The 14,802-nt window shown below is 59.7% G+C and carries 19 protein-coding genes and 1 tRNA gene; 2 read left to right on the top strand and 18 right to left on the bottom strand.

Annotated features, from left to right (window positions below; all coding sequences use genetic code 11):
• Nucleotides 1-11: 11 nt before the first annotated feature.
• From SALMUC_RS21175 to SALMUC_RS21130, 10 genes are all read right to left on the bottom strand, one after another.
• The gene (locus SALMUC_RS21175; RefSeq protein WP_020041810.1) at nucleotides 12-191 is read right to left on the bottom strand and encodes a hypothetical protein; all 180 of its coding nucleotides are present in this window, start codon (nucleotides 189-191) and stop codon (nucleotides 12-14) included.
• Nucleotides 192-275: 84 nt separating this feature from the next.
• Nucleotides 276-842, bottom strand: coding sequence for an ImmA/IrrE family metallo-endopeptidase (locus tag SALMUC_RS21170; RefSeq protein ID WP_020041811.1), 567 nt, complete (start codon nucleotides 840-842; stop codon nucleotides 276-278).
• Nucleotides 843-1,014: 172 nt separating this feature from the next.
• The gene (locus tag SALMUC_RS30615; RefSeq protein WP_021120769.1) at nucleotides 1,015-3,153 is read right to left on the bottom strand and encodes a TerD family protein; all 2,139 of its coding nucleotides are present in this window, start codon (nucleotides 3,151-3,153) and stop codon (nucleotides 1,015-1,017) included.
• Nucleotides 3,154-3,432: 279 nt separating this feature from the next.
• On the bottom strand, nucleotides 3,433-3,729 hold the full coding sequence (locus SALMUC_RS21160; protein WP_020041813.1) for an SPRY domain-containing protein: 297 nt from the start codon (nucleotides 3,727-3,729) through the stop codon (nucleotides 3,433-3,435).
• Between the two features lie 16 nt (nucleotides 3,730-3,745).
• Nucleotides 3,746-3,822: transfer RNA gene (locus SALMUC_RS21155), tRNA-Arg, on the bottom strand.
• Nucleotides 3,823-3,893: 71 nt separating this feature from the next.
• Entirely contained in the window at nucleotides 3,894-4,307 is a 414-nt protein-coding gene (locus tag SALMUC_RS21150) for a hypothetical protein (RefSeq protein WP_020041814.1), read from the bottom strand.
• 140 nt (nucleotides 4,308-4,447) lie between these two features.
• The gene (locus tag SALMUC_RS21145; RefSeq protein ID WP_020041815.1) at nucleotides 4,448-5,242 is read right to left on the bottom strand and encodes a hypothetical protein; all 795 of its coding nucleotides are present in this window, start codon (nucleotides 5,240-5,242) and stop codon (nucleotides 4,448-4,450) included.
• Between the two features lie 174 nt (nucleotides 5,243-5,416).
• Nucleotides 5,417-5,812: a hypothetical protein gene (locus tag SALMUC_RS21140; protein WP_020041816.1), complete on the bottom strand. Its 396-nt coding sequence runs from the start codon at nucleotides 5,810-5,812 to the stop codon at nucleotides 5,417-5,419.
• A 196-nt stretch (nucleotides 5,813-6,008) separates the two neighbouring features.
• Nucleotides 6,009-7,496, bottom strand: coding sequence for a hypothetical protein (locus tag SALMUC_RS21135; RefSeq protein WP_020041817.1), 1,488 nt, complete (start codon nucleotides 7,494-7,496; stop codon nucleotides 6,009-6,011).
• Nucleotides 7,493-8,917, bottom strand: a complete 1,425-nt coding sequence (locus SALMUC_RS21130; protein ID WP_020041818.1) for a 2-oxoacid dehydrogenase subunit E2 family protein — start codon at nucleotides 8,915-8,917, stop codon at nucleotides 7,493-7,495. Before SALMUC_RS21130 ends, SALMUC_RS21135 begins: the two co-directional genes overlap by 4 nt.
• Here SALMUC_RS21130 and SALMUC_RS30100 point away from each other — a divergent pair.
• A complete protein-coding gene (locus SALMUC_RS30100) occupies nucleotides 8,904-9,320 on the top strand; it encodes a hypothetical protein (RefSeq protein ID WP_156883592.1) in 417 nt (138 codons plus the stop codon). The two genes, SALMUC_RS21130 and SALMUC_RS30100, sit on opposite strands and share 14 nt — an antisense overlap.
• 599 nt (nucleotides 9,321-9,919) lie before the next feature.
• Here the strand turns inward: SALMUC_RS30100 and SALMUC_RS21125 are convergent.
• The 8 genes from SALMUC_RS21125 to SALMUC_RS21090 all read right to left on the bottom strand — a co-directional run bounded on the left by SALMUC_RS21125 (nucleotide 9,920) and on the right by SALMUC_RS21090 (nucleotide 14,369).
• Nucleotides 9,920-10,387, bottom strand: coding sequence for a hypothetical protein (locus tag SALMUC_RS21125; RefSeq protein WP_020041819.1), 468 nt, complete (start codon nucleotides 10,385-10,387; stop codon nucleotides 9,920-9,922).
• 15 nt (nucleotides 10,388-10,402) lie between these two features.
• On the bottom strand, nucleotides 10,403-10,921 hold the full coding sequence (locus tag SALMUC_RS21120) for a hypothetical protein (protein ID WP_020041820.1): 519 nt from the start codon (nucleotides 10,919-10,921) through the stop codon (nucleotides 10,403-10,405).
• 54 nt (nucleotides 10,922-10,975) lie between these two features.
• A complete protein-coding gene (locus SALMUC_RS21115; RefSeq protein ID WP_020041821.1) occupies nucleotides 10,976-11,617 on the bottom strand; it encodes a hypothetical protein in 642 nt (213 codons plus the stop codon).
• A 27-nt stretch (nucleotides 11,618-11,644) separates the two neighbouring features.
• Nucleotides 11,645-11,857 carry a hypothetical protein gene (locus SALMUC_RS21110; protein ID WP_020041822.1) on the bottom strand — a complete coding sequence of 71 codons (213 nt, stop codon included), beginning with the start codon at nucleotides 11,855-11,857 and terminating at the stop codon, nucleotides 11,645-11,647.
• A 96-nt stretch (nucleotides 11,858-11,953) separates the two neighbouring features.
• Nucleotides 11,954-12,298: a hypothetical protein gene (locus SALMUC_RS28440; protein ID WP_020041823.1), complete on the bottom strand. Its 345-nt coding sequence runs from the start codon at nucleotides 12,296-12,298 to the stop codon at nucleotides 11,954-11,956.
• Between the two features lie 59 nt (nucleotides 12,299-12,357).
• Nucleotides 12,358-12,891, bottom strand: a complete 534-nt coding sequence (locus tag SALMUC_RS21100; protein ID WP_021120768.1) for a hypothetical protein — start codon at nucleotides 12,889-12,891, stop codon at nucleotides 12,358-12,360.
• Between the two features lie 288 nt (nucleotides 12,892-13,179).
• On the bottom strand, nucleotides 13,180-14,082 hold the full coding sequence (locus SALMUC_RS21095; protein ID WP_020041825.1) for a hypothetical protein: 903 nt from the start codon (nucleotides 14,080-14,082) through the stop codon (nucleotides 13,180-13,182).
• The gene (locus SALMUC_RS21090; RefSeq protein ID WP_156883591.1) at nucleotides 14,079-14,369 is read right to left on the bottom strand and encodes a hypothetical protein; all 291 of its coding nucleotides are present in this window, start codon (nucleotides 14,367-14,369) and stop codon (nucleotides 14,079-14,081) included. Before SALMUC_RS21090 ends, SALMUC_RS21095 begins: the two co-directional genes overlap by 4 nt.
• A gap of 43 nt (nucleotides 14,370-14,412) precedes the next feature.
• Between SALMUC_RS21090 and SALMUC_RS21085 the strand changes: the two genes are divergently transcribed.
• Nucleotides 14,413-14,802 (top strand): IS110 family transposase (locus tag SALMUC_RS21085; RefSeq protein ID WP_156883608.1); only part of this gene is annotated, 390 nt, incomplete at its 3' end.

Raw genomic sequence — 14,802 nt, 5'->3', positions numbered from 1 at the left:
TGCATGCCGGTTCACACCCCGAAGTCGGCCGTGAACCTCACGAATTCGTCCGGAAGACATCCGGGATCGAACTCGACATCCTTGATGCGCACGAGCATGCCCGGCTCACCGTAGTGACCGGTTTCCGAGATCAGTTCGAAATTCTGTCCGAGGCGGAAGACTTTTCCGATCATGTGCGTGGGGAGGGTCATGATTTGTCGGTATCCTTTCAGAGTATGGCCAGGATGGTCGAAATATGGATAAATTTCAACAATCCACAAGCAATTCGTTCTTTATCAGGGTGTTGGAGCCGGCCCCGCCGTCGAAACTTTCATCTGTTCCAGAAGCCCGAGTTTTTCCATTCGCGTCGCCAAATATTTTTGCGGAACCAGGAAGTAGGGTGCCACGTAATCCGGGCCTACCTCATCCGCGACCGCCTTGAGCTTGGCTTCCGGCATCGTCAACTCTGTGGCGAACCATGTGGCTTCGAACCTCGCCTGCTTGTCCGGATAATGCGGATGGGTGACGTCGGTGGGCACCTGCATGCCGGTCCCGGGTTGATCCGTTTCGATTTTCGGGAAGTGGATCAGGTAGTGACCAAGCGCGACCGCGGTCTGGAAGTTGTCTCGCCTGAGGCTGCTCGAGCTCGTATGGATCCTGAAATCACCGGCCCCGAACACTTCCAGGGAGATCTCATGTTCTCCCATGGGGGCGACCTCGATCTTTCCCCCGAGATCGCGAACGATCTGGGACATCCAGTCGCTCGACGCCGTCTCCAGAACCATCTGAGCGAGCTTGGCGCAACTCGAGCGGTTCAGGTTTTTTGCGACCGGCCCGGTAAAGGGGATGTGCAGACGTGCCATCCTGTTTTTCTCCGTGATTTTGAATGCTCCGTTGTTACGGCAAGTGTTCGATTCCGCCGGGGATACAACCGAGAGTTCGGAAATAGAAAGCGGGCGACCCATCGAGGAGCCGCCCGCGAGATGTCGCGACGTTGGTGCTTCGTCGGCAGACCCCGAGAGACCTTCGAGGTTCTCACGCCGCTGACAGCTTCGACAGAACGCCATCGATGTCGTCACGGACATCCTGGCAGGTTGCCCGCAGCCCTCCTTCGGTGCCTGCAAACCGCAGGACATCCTCGAAGGTCGCCCGGTAGGCATGATAGTCGACGATGTACTCCAGCGTCTGCTTCAATCCGGCCTTCTCTGTCCGTACGTTGGACCGCTCCCGCCAGTTGGCATGCGTATCCGCATAGATCAGCTCCCCGGTCTCGAGGTCGAGGATCGCGGCGGTCGTTGCCCGCTTGTCGCTGTCGAGCGACATCTTGGTTTCAACCGTGGACGGTTCGAGGTGCGATCCGGATTTCCCGTCCCGGATCATCGCGCCGATGTAGCAGGGGAAGTGATCGAAGCTGGAGCCCGAGAACACGTTGCCAATCAGAACCAGGTACCGGATCCCGTTTCCGCGTGCCTCGCCGACCTGAATGTCGACGTATTCCGCGGCGCCGGCGGAGCCGTCGAGAATGTCCCCCGAGTGTCGGCATGCCGGGCTCGTGAGGCTCATGTACGAACAGGACCCGACCTGTTCCACCGAGGCGTTGAAGGAAAGAACGCTCAGATCGACGTCGCAACGCTCTTTCCAGTGAAGGAAAGCCCGAACGGTATCGGCATCGGTCAGGTTGAGCGTCGTCCGGTCTCCCCGCGAAAAGCGCTGATCCGATTGGGATGCCGTGCGGTTGGCTGCCGGCACGAAGAGACCTTTCAGATCCTCGTTTTCCGGCGCCCAGGGCAGGATCCCGGAAAGCCGGGCAGACAGGTGGCCTTCCAGTTCGGATGCGATGTCGAACATGTCCTGGACCTCGGCCTCCGAGGCCATCAGCGTACCGTCCGGCAGGGCATGGATGCGCTGCCTGCGCCCGAGGGTGCGAGTCAGGTGCACATGGAGCTGCAGAAGCTTCATCACGTCGACCTGCGGGAACACGCTACGGCATGTGCGGAGCAGCTTGTCCTCCAGTGCCCGGTCCATCGCGGCCGATACACCGCGATGGAGAGCTGCCAGCCGGCGAATGAAAGCGCCCGGGCGTTTCATTGCGAGATCGATCTTGCCTTCGAGGGACGCCTTCTCGTAACGCGCCTCCCAGGACTGCATCTCGCCGGACCGCACCGCGACCAGGGCCTCGACGGTTTTCGGGGCCCGCTTGGTGAATTGTCGGATGCGCACGTGTTCGGCAAAGCGCTTCCACTTCTCCTCGTGACGCAGGAAGTCGGTCTCGAAATCGGTCGATCCGTGCACCAGGATGTGCTCGACGAGGTCGACAACCTTCTTGGCTTCGGACGTCTTCAGATCGAAACGCGGCGGCGTTTTCAGGGACAGATCAGGCTCGACCGCGACGTCGGGGATGCTCGGCGTGTAGGACCACCCGTAGCCCGACGTGACAGCTTTCTTGGTCGTCGTCCCGGTGAGGTGGACAGCGAGACGCAACGCATCAGTCACCGAATTGCACATCGCGGCGTAATCCTCGGTCGAAAACAGCCCACGGAGGAGCGGGAGCTTCTCGCGGAACTTCACGACCTGCAGGTCCTCTGCTGTGGCGTACCCGGCGGAAATCGCCCACTCGACGAACTCGAGCTCACCGCTGGACAGCGGCGTCAGGTTCGACATGATGTCGATCACCTTGTTCCGAATGAAGTCGTTGTCCGCGAGTTTCAGGAACCGCAGGTCGCGACGCACTGAACCGTCCTCGAGCTCGACATGGAAGGCGGCATCGAGGTCAGGGTCGGTGGTGAAGGTATCGTCCGGGAAACCGGTGACCGGGTCCGCGCCGTAGTAGGCTCGGTCGAACTCGACGATATCGATGCCCAGATGGCGCGCGATCCAGAGCACGACACGAAGTTCGAATGGCACGATTTCGTGGTTCGGGAAATCCCGGTAGAGGGGGAGTGTCTGGAAAGACTCCCCGAGAAGATCACGCAGCTCGCTCTTGAGCATGGTGAACACATTGCCGCGCTGGGCCGGCGTACAGTCGTACAGGGCCTTCAGGAGCGCCGGAGACGGCACGTACCTGTAGTCCATGAGTAGCGCCATGATGTCCTCCACCGAGGCGTCGTGCCCGCCTTCCAGGCAGGTTTCGGGATCGAGGTGCAGCGCACCGAAGAGGGAAATCGTGCTGGTCATGTCGTGTCCTTTCAGATGAGGACACCCAGTGATCTGCCGGGAAGGCGCGAGGCGTGGTGTTTTCGAGACTGATAGAAGTATGCCTGTCGCATGCGCCCGGCAGATCACTGGGTGTTTCTTGGATCCTTCGCCTGCTGGAACGGGGCAGGGCGCCGGGCGAATCATTTATTCGCAAAATAGAAGTATGCCCTGGCATGTGGCCCCGCTCGAGGAGGCGAAGGATGGTTGGAAGCTACCTTTGGACAGCACCGCAGTCAAGAATAAAATTGAGGCTTGAGATCAGTTCATGAACTGATCCGGGTCGACGCCGAAGTCGTTACGCACGATGTCGGGGTCGTGCTCGTAGAGCTTCCCGTTCTCGCCCTCGGTGATAAGGTCGATCCCGAAACGACGATGTTCGAAAGCGGCCTCGTTGTCGAAGCCTGCCTCCCAGTCCTCGAACCGCTGGGTTCCGTCCTGGTAGGGATTGTCCCAGGGGTCCTTGTCCGCGCGCTGGGCTTTCGCACCCTCGCAATAGAAGGCGTTGAGCTCGTAGACGGTATCTTCGATTTCGATTTTTGCCGGCGTCGCGGACATGGGGCTCCTTGAGTGTTGGCGCCCCCGACAGGATTCGAACCTGTGGCCTACTGCTTAGGAGGCAGTCGCTCTATCCAGCTGAGCTACGGGGGCAAGACTTGATCTGCGGCCTTGGTACCCAAGAATAATGAGGATAGCAAGGTTAAAATCAAGTGAAGCTGGACTCAGGGAATATCCGAGGTCCGGAAAACGATGCCGCGGCTGAAGATTTCACCTTCTTCCATGACGTCGAAGGTCTCGTGCTCGACCGGGATGGTGAACGTCCAGGTTGGTGCATCCGGCTCCGCCATTTCTCCGAACCGCGCCTCCAGAACAATGGCCGACTTCGCGAACTTGCGGAAGTATGGGCAGTCCTCCCCCTCGGGGCACGAACTCTCCAGAATGGCACCGTCCGCCAGCAGGGTCTCCCCGATGTCGCGCTCGTCGCGAATGGCACCGTAGAACTCGACGAGGTCGTCGCTGGCGCCTGTCACGGCCACCAGCCCGGCGTCCTTCATCTCCTTGAACACGTCCTCGTAGGGGCGCTCATCGCGGTATTCCATGCCGTGCAGGCGCTGGGCGGCTGTCTTGATATCCATTGCTGGTCTCCATGAATTGAGCGAAGCATTTTGGAGCACAGGCGTTAACGCTGATTTTCGGAATGCGCCCGCTTAGGGGAGGCTGCGTGATCCAGATCCCGCTGGATCCGGTCACGTTCCATGGCTGGAAGACCCAGCCTTCATTCGTCGGCGCCGACGCGCCCCTCGGGAGAGCTTAACCTGCTCGCACCTGACCAATGGGTCGAGGTCCGCGGCCTGCCGAGGCCGCTCGGCAGGTTGCGCTCAACGAACTCCCAGGGAGCCGGCAGGTCCGGGTTGACCGTGTTGCCGATCCGGTCCTGCTTCTTGTGGGAGACATCGAGGCGAACGAAGGTACGCCAGCCCGCGGTCTTCTCGGTGGCAACCGGGCTTCGGTGCATCTGGTAGGCTGACATGAACACGATCTCGAACGGCGCCGGTGTGATGACCTGCGTGTCATCCGGGATCTGCTCACCAAGGCATTCAAACCAGTTGTGCCGGTTCTCATCCAGGCCGTTCGCATCCGTGGGAGCGTCGGTGAACTCGGTGCAGAGATTGGACGACATCACGTACTGATGGCACCCCGGCAGCTTTTTCGCGTACCGCGCGCCCTGCATGCCATCGAAGTGCCATCCGCCGTTGCGGTGGCTCCGGCCGGGCACCACTTCGCGCTGATCGATGGTGAGGTACAGGTAGCACTCCTCTCGCCACGACGGCAGCATTCCATCCTCGAAGGCGAGTGCCGATTTCAGGAACGCATCGATGGCAGGGTTGTCGGCGTAGGAGTCTGGCAAGACGACGCCCTCTCCGGGAAGCTTGACCAACATGTCCAGGCAGCAGGGCAACGTTCCGATCTCGGAGGTTTCCAAACGGCCGACAGGCAAGGGACGGCGGCGGTGGGCAAAACGATCTCCAGAAAAAGGCAGGGTGATATCCTGCAGGGCAATGTCGCGCATCCAATCCGTCCTGTGCTAGCTTCCCTGTTCAATGTAAAGAACTGGAGAGTCGCCAACAAGGAATGAAAAGCCCTCAGGGAAACAATTCTTGTATCGGCTCGTCAACAATAATCCCGAATGTCGCTGGACCTCGGCGCCCAGCCCAATGGCACACCCAGCAATCCAGAGACACGATCACGGCGCCGGTGCTGGCTCCTCGTCGACGACAATGACCATTGCCGGGATGCCGACCTTCGAGACCAGAGACCCGACGATCTGCATGCAGTCCTGCCAGTCCTGATCGGATCCGTCCCAACGCTCCCAGATCTCGTCCTCCTTGGATCCGACCACCGTGGAGATCGGCTCCTCGATGCTGGGCATGTCCGGCGCCAGTGCGGTCGCATCAAGGTCTTCGAACGCGATTTTCAGGATCACCGGTTCTTCGCCTTCATCCTCAATGTCCTCGGCGTAGTAGGCCGCGATGTCGGAGACTGCGAGGCAGGTGCCCGCGCGCAGACCTGTTTCCATGATTTCGTCGAGCTTCGAACGCGGAGTCGCGTGGTACAGGTGACCGTCGAAATCTTCATGCATGGTCGACCTCAATTCTGGCGTCACGTGGGATCCGGCCTTTCGAACAGGGGTCCAGTGTGACGGCTTTCTTCGCCTAATGTACGGCGACAGATGCGGGACACCACTTCTTCGATGTATTCTTGCAATCTGTCGCCGGATCCGGACAGGTCAGACTGACTTGGTGGCCCGGGATGTTGAACATGGTTGAGAATGCCCCTCACTCCCTGGTGAGATGGAAATCGATGCAGCCTCCACCGGGTGCCGTCACGATATCGACCGTCGATGTGCCTGCGCGCTCGATCTTCAGGTCAGGCGTCATCCTGAATCGATCCGCCGCAAACTCGGTCATCTCGGGCTGATCGCAGTTCGCTTTCTGAACCCTGCGGCCCATCTTCTTCGGGACATTGATATACAAGGTGTCGACCTCCCGACCGCCTTCGAAATCGATCATTTTCCAAACGTCGATCTCATTTGTGCACCGGAACTGCTTATCCAGAAGTTCCCTGCCGGTGCTCGGCTCCACGATGGTCATCTTGCATCTGTCAATGCCGGCAACATACCGTTCGTTGACGAGAACCTCTCCGTACTCCAGTTCCCGCACGCGACTGCCTTCGGAATCCACGACCCAGTTTTCGTCACCGCCATCCTCCTCGAACTCTGCCACGCGGTAGTTTCCTGAAAACTTGCCCGGGCGACCACGGGGCAGGGACGCCGGGTTGATGTCGAGCGGGGAGAACCCATCGACGCGGACGTCTGCATTGTCGAGGATCCGCTCGGCGTCCTTCAGCGCCTGGCGGTAGGGGCCGTGGTTCGAGCCGATCCGAAGCTTGTCAGGGAGGTTGGTGAGCCGTTTCAGGCGCGCTTCCCACTCATCGCGCAGCCTGCGTTCCTGATCGAACATGGACATGCCGGAATTGCGCAACCTCTGCTCCCCGTCGTCCATTTTCAGGATCAGGTCCTCGTCGTAGCCGTAGCTCATGCCGATGGCCCGGGCGACACGGAAGGACGCGCGCTTGAGGGCCGAGATCTTCGGCTGCTCGCTCATGCGGGAATACCAGTCGTGGAGGTGATATAAGGAGATCCCGCTGCGATAGATGCGGATGTCGTCGAGCTGGAGGCCGCTCATGTAGATTTCCTTGGCAGCCTCCTCCGGGACCGGATCATAGTGGGCCTCGAAATCCCCCGTCCAGTTGGCGAACCCCATTCCGGTGTAAAAGAGCTCGTCCCAGTCAGGGCTCCCGGGCACGTTGAAGGACCAGGTCTGACCGTCTCCCGGCCCCGGGGCCCCGACATCGGTGTGGATCACGACGTCCGGGTAGTCCGGGTGACTGGTCGAGAGCGACAGGATCAGGTCGACATCGTAGAGCCGGGCTTTCTCCCAGGCTTCACTAGGCAGATCTGCCAGCCGCCGGGTTTCGTACCGGTCGTCACCCGGATCGAACGCGGGCAGGGTGACCTGGCTGTTGTAGGGATCCAGCTCGTACTTGAAACGCGTCGAGATGACGGGCTCGCTGAAGAAGTGCCCGAGCCGGATCTCGGCCTCGTAGCCGAATGCCAGGTAGACCGACGACGGGTAGATGTCATTGTTCTGGTCCACGCGGCCTGTCTTCTCCCGGGTGGCCCACTCATAGTTCTGCGCAAGCGCCGCGGTCGCCCAGCTCATGGCCAGGACGGCCGCGGCGCACATGAAACGGAGATCACTCATCCTTCAACCCAGTCCTTGAAATCTGCGCTTTGCTGACGGCTCGGACGCGGTGTCGGCCCCGTCCTGAAAATGTCCAGCGGCCGCAAACGGTCCTGCGGCCAGGCGACCTCCTCATCCACCTCGGCCCGGCTGGTTCGCGACACCTCCGGAGACCGGTCCCGACCACTGATCATCGCCGCGAGCTGAGGCGACATCACCTCGAAAGGCGTCATGACCACGTTCACGAAGGTTCCGGAAACCAGGAACATGAAGGCCGCGGCGACAACGACCGGCATCAGTTCGGATTTCCGGTAGATCCGGTAGGAGATGTACAACGTCAACGCCCAGGCGGCCGCGGTCACCAGGGCCACGGTGGCCAGCGGAGATCCCACCATCTTGAAATGGCCCGCGAACCAGGTCGTCCCGGTCGCAATCACAATCGCCGCCAAGACGGCGCCGCTGAGTCCCCAGAGGGCTTCAGAGTCCGGATCCGATGTCCTGACAGTCTTTTCGGATTGCGGCCTCGACCGAGGAGGGGCGTGTCGCGAACTTCCTGATTTCTTCGCTGTCTCCCGCGCCGGCTCGGTCACGGGCTCCGAAGACGCTGGAGACACCGTCTCCTGAGCCGGCTGAGGCCGTTGGGCGGCGGGCTTCTCCGGTTCGGGAGCCTTTCGTGGTTTGACGTCCTCTTTCGGCGCAGTCTTCTCCGAGGTCTGCGGGCCCGGTTCCGGCTTCTGGACCGGGTCTTCCTTTGGGGGCGCCTCGGCCGCCTGAGAAGACTGAGAGGATGCCTCACGCGCGCTGGGCTCTTCGGCCGCTTTCGCGTCTACCGCCTCGATCTCGGAGACGTAGATGAACGGCTGGCGCGCCTGCATGACAAAGCCATCGGTACACATCACGCCGTGAACGATGGCATCGAACCGGGCCCGCATCCCGACCTGACGGCCGTCCGACAACTCCAGCTTGGCGAGCAGATCCCCCTTCCTGACGGTATCCCCGTTCCGAACGAGCGTTCGCAGAACGGTCACGGGATAGGCCTTCGGCGAGCTCGGCCCCATCAGGGCGCGGGCGTCCGGCGTAGAGGCCGTGTCTTTTTGCTCGGGATCGCCATCCTGTTCGGATGCGGCCTCTGTGCGCTCTGTGGCCTCGGCCTGCGCCTCCTTGGGAGTTTCTTCCTCGCCATCTTCCTGGGCAGGAGAGGGCGAGAGGAACAGGATGGCCGTTCTCTTCTCGACCACGGCGCCAGGGTACGTCATCACGCCCTGAACGAGCCCATCCACCGGACTGCGCATGTTCACGGAACGATCCGAGGCTGTTCTCAACTCGGCCAGAGGGTCACCGGATGAGACGACATCCCCATCGCGAACGAAGACCCTGGCGACGGTCAGCGGGTAGTGCGCCTGGTCCTTCGGCGTCCCGATTTTTACAGTGTCAGCCGTCACGCGAAAATTCCTGAAAACGAACCCGAACTATGCACATGAAGATTTCGAAGTCGAAAAATTCGGGGATCATTGTGCAGATGAGCGGCCGCGTACGCAACAGGTCGGCTTTGGATTTTCAGGATCCGAAGCCAAGTCCGCCGTGGTCAGACTAGGGACGCAGTGGAAGAAAGGCCTGTACCGTTTCGATATCGCCCACCCAGGCAGCGGCTGCGGCGTTCCGCCAATGGATGCAACGCAAGATACGGTCAAAGTCGTCTTGAAGTACTCGTGGAAAGATTGGCTCGTGATGTGCAATGCGGTTCCTGAGCTTCCTGATCTCTTCAATATCGGCCCTCAGATCAGAACGTCTCTGGTCAGATGTGACACCGCGTGGACAATCTGGAAACACATTGAAAAACTGTGAATCCCATAGCCTATTCTGGTGCCTCTTTGTCAGCATGCTCTCCCAAAATGCAAATTTGAGTTCAGCAACGACCTTTCCTGCTGTGGGGTGTCGATCCGCGCATCTCAAAAGATCCCGCTTGGGATTATATACGGGCTGACCGGGGGAAGGCAAAGATCGTGTGAAGCCCTGTGTCCATGGCCACGTCCCTCCGTGTATCATCTCGATGGCTTCTACCACAGCATTTCGAAGCGATACTTCAAGTACATGCAGTGGAACCATCAGTGCAGCCGAGACCTGAAGGTTCCATTGGTATAGATTGAGGGCACGCGTTCTGTCATTGCCGGCTGACCGAAGGTAGGTCGCAAACCTAGGCGCCGAAAGTATATTCGGGAGATGGTGTTCTTGGTCATTTGTAAACGGTGGGTGCATTGACTATCTGAACTTTCGGTGCTAGTTACTTGGTATGAGCCTTGAGAACGCGGGTACTATGCCTCCCCTCAAGGTGGCCAGAAAGTCAAAACCCGTCGCACCGCGGCGGGTTTTTTCATTTCCCCTCTTCTCCGCAGCTCTCCTGCTGACCGCGGCGCCAATGCAAGTGTCCTGGCAGTGACATGACTTCAGGGTGTCGGCCTGGTCATCCGGTCAAGCCAGGCGGCCTTGAGATCAATGCCGGTACCCGGATTTTTGGGCTTCGAGCGCATGCGATGTGACTGGTCGGCGTCGAACCAGTCCTCGAGCGTCATCAGCATCGCATCGCAGTTCTCGTCCTCGAAAATGTCGAGGATTTCCGGAATGTGGTGTCCGAGAACGAAGACACCAGGGAGCTCCCTGTATCGAGGGGCGTGGACCGCCTGCAGATAGGCCTCGGTTGCCTCTTTTCCCGGGGTATCCATCATGGCCTCGCTGCGCGACTTCACTGCTTCGCGCGCCTCGATGCCGGCATCGATCTCATCCAACATCGCGGACACCAGCTCATCGGCCGAAGGCGCCGCAATGCAGACAGCTTCGGTCGAGACGCCGATCTCTTCCCTGCAGACCCGCATGGAAATCACGAAGCGCTGGGCGTCGTCAGGCCGGTCGATCATGATTACTCCTTTTCCTCACGGGGCCGGCGAGGCGGCTTGTCGCTTCTGCCAGGCTTTCCGCAGATCGATGCCCGGGTGGGGGTCACGGTCCGGGAAGTTCCGGGTGGCCATGAGAAAGCTCGTCTTGCGACTGTACTCGAACCACTCGTCGAGTTTAGCCAGCATGACGACGCCATCTTCTTCCGTCTCCAGGGCTTCCGCGATGGCGGTCAGGAAGCGGCCCTGCACCACGAGATTGGGATAGGTCAAGACAAGGTCATCCGACATCGCTCTTTGGTATTCCTGCATCGCCACCTTGCCGGGGCCGCTTGCGACGAGTTCCTTCCGACGAGCCCTGTCTTCTCCCAGTGTCTCGTGAAGCCGCTGGCGGCAGTGATCAGCGTGTTGACGCGCCGAAACGGCGTCCTCGAGCTTTTCGAAGATCGCCTCCACAAAGGCTTCGAGATCTTCCGTCTCAATGCAGGTTGTCTCGGAAACCTCTCCCATGGAGTCGGTATGCGCGAAGACCTCGAGGACGAAACGCTGCTCGTTCATGAAAAAACCTTTCGGTGTTCTGAAAAAAATCAGGATCTCGCGGTCAGCGGAGGTTCACGGCTTGAAACCGGCCGTCGATTGGAGCCCATAGGCACTCTGGATACCGAGATCCCGACGAAAGGCGACCGGTGAGTCCTCGGTCTCGGATTTCGCCGCCGCCCGAGCGACGAACGTGTAGTCCTCGAGATTTTCGAGTTCGACCATACCGTGGAAGAGCTCCATGGTCTGATCCAGAAGCTGGTCCTCGAGATAGTCCGTGACGGTGATCCGGTAAGAGCCGTCCTTGAGAGGCGCTCCATCTGAACCGACCTCGTGCTCGGGCAGTTCATCGAAATCGACGGCAGCCGTTACCTCCACGATCATATCGATCCGGGTCCGATCTGCGGCGGCGATCTCCCCGCTGCCCTCGAAGACCTCGACGACGTCGCCTTCTCCGAGGCCCTCGACCTCGGCGGCGTTTGCGGAACGAGGCGTGATTTCGAAGTGCTCCAGAACCGCGATCCCGACGTTTTCGTGGAAAATATCGAGGGCCCGTTCCGACAGGTCTTCGGGGCTGCCCTCGGGGTCTTTCAGCTGGATGACGAACTTTCCTTCGCAGGCGGCCCGGCCTCCGTCGGTGGAGAGGTCATCCGGATCTACGTCTTCGAGTGGAACCAGGCGCTCCACATCGATGATGAAGTATGATTTTTCGTCCATGTCGGTCTCCTTATTGTCCTATTGCCATCAGGGCCCGGATGGGGCCGGCGCGTCGCCCTCGATCTCGTAGACCTCGTCGCCCTGATCGCTGACAACGACGATATCGAAGGCTCCATCCGTCCACTGGCGGGCATCCCGGGCGACTTCCAAGGCTTGCTCGAGATCCTCGATATCGCGATCCTCGTCGTCGACTTCCTTCGTCCCGGTCTCGCGGTGGACTTTCTGAACGTCGTAGCTCATCCCATGCTCCTTTGGCTTTCTTCGTCTTCAACGTGAAGATCACTGTGCAATCCACTCTGTGAGATTGCTTTTTTGTGTGAGTCAGGGAAGACCTGCTCAGCAGCCTTCCTGCGTGGTCACGATGTTGCCGTCCGCATCGCGGCGCGGCACGAGATAGCCGTCCCTCGAGAGATACTGGACACCTGTGCCACAATCCGTGTGCAGGGTCAGGCCGGAGCGCTGAACGGGACCATCGGTGTCATCCCGTGGCAAACCACTCAGAAGAACACCCAAAACGAGTAGCCCACCCAAGAAAATCGCGCCGCCAGCCATGAAACCCGCACGAACGATCACGCCGACAAGGACCCGCAGACCATCCTTGTCGACAACAACATCAGCACCGGATGAGCCACGTTGCTTGACACGCATCAGAGAAACGTTCGGGTCCTGTTCGGTAAACATCCAGCTATCCTTGGAGTTTGAAAAGTGTCGATCCGCGGAATGGACCGACACTCGGAATCTCACGTTTGGAGGACGGGCTGGAAGTCGGCCATGCCAGTCTCACGGGTACGATGTCCGTTTTCAGCCTCCATCTCGAGAAGAGCTTCGTCGAGATGGGATTTCAGCGCCTTGATCTCGAGATCGCTCATGAAAAAACTGCCGTCTTCTTCCAAGATCTCGTACATTTCATCGGGATCATCGACGCCAAGAGATCGCATCTTGCACTCAAAACCTCTGGGGATATGGCGATTTTCGCGGCTTCGCTCGTCCGGAAGAGGAGCCATCTTCCCATTGGCACAGCGATTATGAATTCCGACAGACACGCCGGCAGCCAGAGCGCGAAACGCGATGGCGAGTTTTCGTTCGAGGCGTTTCGGAATGGCAACTTTTTCGTCCTCAGCCCAGTCGAAAAAAGCTTCTCTGGCCTCCATGGCCATCAGCTCTTCGAATTCAGTGAACTCTTCGAACTCGCGGGCCGCTGTGTTCATGAAGAACCGCATCCGATATGCAAGTTCCTGGTCCAGAACGTTCTCGTTCTTCCTGCGCTGTGCCACGTACTTCCCTCCATTGCTGTCCAACGAGTCGGGCTGATCTTGCCGATGCTTCCTGGGCGCGCCTTGAATAGGCTGCGCAGGCCATCAGATCACCGCTCTATCTCGGGTAACTATGCTTCAATTGAGTGGGCGGTGTCAACAATGCAATGGCGTTATTCTTTATTTATTCATGAGTTGTCGTGCAAGGGCGCGAGCCGAGACGCGCGTTGGAGAGACATGAAGACTTCGATCACCTCGAAATAAAAACGCCCACGCTCCTTGTGACTGCAATGGAACGCGGGCGCAGCCTTACGGAGCCAGGGCGTCTTCCGATTTCAGCACAGGACCTGCTCCCTCCGTCCAGGCGATCAGGTCTTCGACCGTGAACCACCCGTGGCCGTTCTTCTGCTGATCACGCGGGTTCAGGAAGAAAACCACGGGATACTCCGATGTCATCGTGCTCTCACCCTTGAAGAAATTGGTCCACTCGGGAGCCAGGGCATGGTAGCCGAGACCTGCCTCTTCAAGCCTGGCGTGGATACCTGTTGCCTCCGCCGCAGCCTGGAGCTGTTTCTCCGCGATGTCTTGCTCGAGGACGAGATCTCCGATCTCTTCCGGCATCTTCGACACGATCACGAGCGTGAGGCCACTCCCTCCGAAAGCTTGCTGGCCGGACAGTCCGACAGCAAGATCCCCATCCAGCATCGCCTCGTGAAGCTCCTTGAGGAAAGCCCGCTCGCGGTCCCCGAAGGCCCGGATGACGAAGCCGTTTTCCGCCCAGGACGTTGCCATCGGCTCGCGGACACGCTCACCGTCGACACGGTATTCGAGCGGCATGGGCGTCGCGTAGGACGTCTTTTTCCGCGTCATGCAGCTTTCAAGGAGCTGTGCGCAGCCACCGGAAACCAGTGCCAGGCGGGTCTCGGCCGGAAGGGTCTTGGTCGCCTTGCCGAAGTTCTTCAGCCGGGACTGGAACTCGACTCCTTCTCGGGATGCTGTCACCATGCGCTTCCCGACGCCAGCATCCGTCCGCCGCCATTTCTTGGGCAGATCGATCCTGAAATTGCCGACATCGCGTGTTTCGAGACGCAGGGCGTTCTTCAGCCCACGAAGGCCGAACTCGTGCTCCGCGGTAGAATCCCATCCGAGGTTGAGGCCGAAGATCTCGCCATCCTGCTCGATCAGCCCGACATCCGTGTACGCTTGCTTCACGCAGCCTCCTTTGCTTTGGCCATGACCCGGCCCTTGCCCTTCGTCCAGGCTTCCAGGTCCTCGACGGTGAAGATACCGTAGTTGTGGATATTCTGTTCCCGGGGATTGAGCCAGAAAGCGACGTCGTGTTTTGTCTTCGAGGTACTGCAGTCTTTCGCCCAGCGCGGGCTGAGGGCAAAGAAGTCAAGGCCGGCGGCGCGCACCTTCTTTTCGATCCCGGTCTTCCGGGCCGCCTTGAGAAGATGGGGTGGATGCCGCGCTCCCCTAACGGCATCGCGATGTGCCATGCTTGTGATGTCAAAGCACAAGACAGAATAGGAGACGGCATCCATGGAAGAGGTTACTATGATCGGGATCGATCTGGCAAAGAACGTGTTCCAGCTACACGGCGCCACGGCGGAAGGGCAGCCTGTATTCCGAAGGAAGCTCACGCGTCCGCAGTTCCAGCGCTTCATGGCTGCGCATCCGGCCTGCACGGTGGCGATGGAGGCCTGCCCAGGCGCACACTACTGGGCGCGGGAGATGGAGCGGCTGGGCCATACCGTAAAGATGATCTCGCCTCACTATGTCACGCCCTACGTCAAGCGGCAGAAGAACGATGCAGCTGACGCCGAAGCGATTGCCGAGGCTGCCACCCGGCCGCACATGCGTTTCGTAGAACCGAAGTCTGCCGACCAGCAGAGCCGTGCCGTGGTTTTCCGTGTCCGTCAGATGGCCATC

Source organism: Salipiger mucosus DSM 16094, from assembly GCF_000442255.1.
GTDB lineage: Bacteria > Pseudomonadota > Alphaproteobacteria > Rhodobacterales > Rhodobacteraceae > Salipiger > Salipiger mucosus.
Note: the sequence above shows the minus strand (reverse complement) of the source record. Positions and strands in the feature narration are given on the sequence as shown.

What these genes read in the sequence shown, in the direction of transcription:
- SALMUC_RS21170 (WP_020041811.1), bottom strand. Translation starts at nt 842, where the DNA reads ATGGCACGTCTGCACATCCCCTTTACCGGGCCGGTCGCAAAAAACCTG.
- SALMUC_RS21115 (WP_020041821.1), bottom strand. Translation starts at nt 11,617, where the DNA reads ATGGACGAAAAATCATACTTCATCATCGATGTGGAGCGCCTGGTTCCA.
- SALMUC_RS21175 (WP_020041810.1), bottom strand. Translation starts at nt 191, where the DNA reads ATGACCCTCCCCACGCACATGATCGGAAAAGTCTTCCGCCTCGGACAG.
- SALMUC_RS21120 (WP_020041820.1), bottom strand. Translation starts at nt 10,921, where the DNA reads ATGAACGAGCAGCGTTTCGTCCTCGAGGTCTTCGCGCATACCGACTCC.
- SALMUC_RS21125 (WP_020041819.1), bottom strand. Translation starts at nt 10,387, where the DNA reads ATGATCGACCGGCCTGACGACGCCCAGCGCTTCGTGATTTCCATGCGG.
- SALMUC_RS21090 (WP_156883591.1), bottom strand. Translation starts at nt 14,369, where the DNA reads ATGGCACATCGCGATGCCGTTAGGGGAGCGCGGCATCCACCCCATCTT.
- SALMUC_RS21150 (WP_020041814.1), bottom strand. Translation starts at nt 4,307, where the DNA reads ATGGATATCAAGACAGCCGCCCAGCGCCTGCACGGCATGGAATACCGC.
- SALMUC_RS28440 (WP_020041823.1), bottom strand. Translation starts at nt 12,298, where the DNA reads ATGTTTACCGAACAGGACCCGAACGTTTCTCTGATGCGTGTCAAGCAA.
- SALMUC_RS21110 (WP_020041822.1), bottom strand. Translation starts at nt 11,857, where the DNA reads ATGAGCTACGACGTTCAGAAAGTCCACCGCGAGACCGGGACGAAGGAA.
- SALMUC_RS21140 (WP_020041816.1), bottom strand. Translation starts at nt 5,812, where the DNA reads ATGCATGAAGATTTCGACGGTCACCTGTACCACGCGACTCCGCGTTCG.
- SALMUC_RS30615 (WP_021120769.1), bottom strand. Translation starts at nt 3,153, where the DNA reads ATGACCAGCACGATTTCCCTCTTCGGTGCGCTGCACCTCGATCCCGAA.
- SALMUC_RS21160 (WP_020041813.1), bottom strand. Translation starts at nt 3,729, where the DNA reads ATGTCCGCGACGCCGGCAAAAATCGAAATCGAAGATACCGTCTACGAG.
- SALMUC_RS21135 (WP_020041817.1), bottom strand. Translation starts at nt 7,496, where the DNA reads ATGAGTGATCTCCGTTTCATGTGCGCCGCGGCCGTCCTGGCCATGAGC.
- SALMUC_RS21145 (WP_020041815.1), bottom strand. Translation starts at nt 5,242, where the DNA reads ATGCGCGACATTGCCCTGCAGGATATCACCCTGCCTTTTTCTGGAGAT.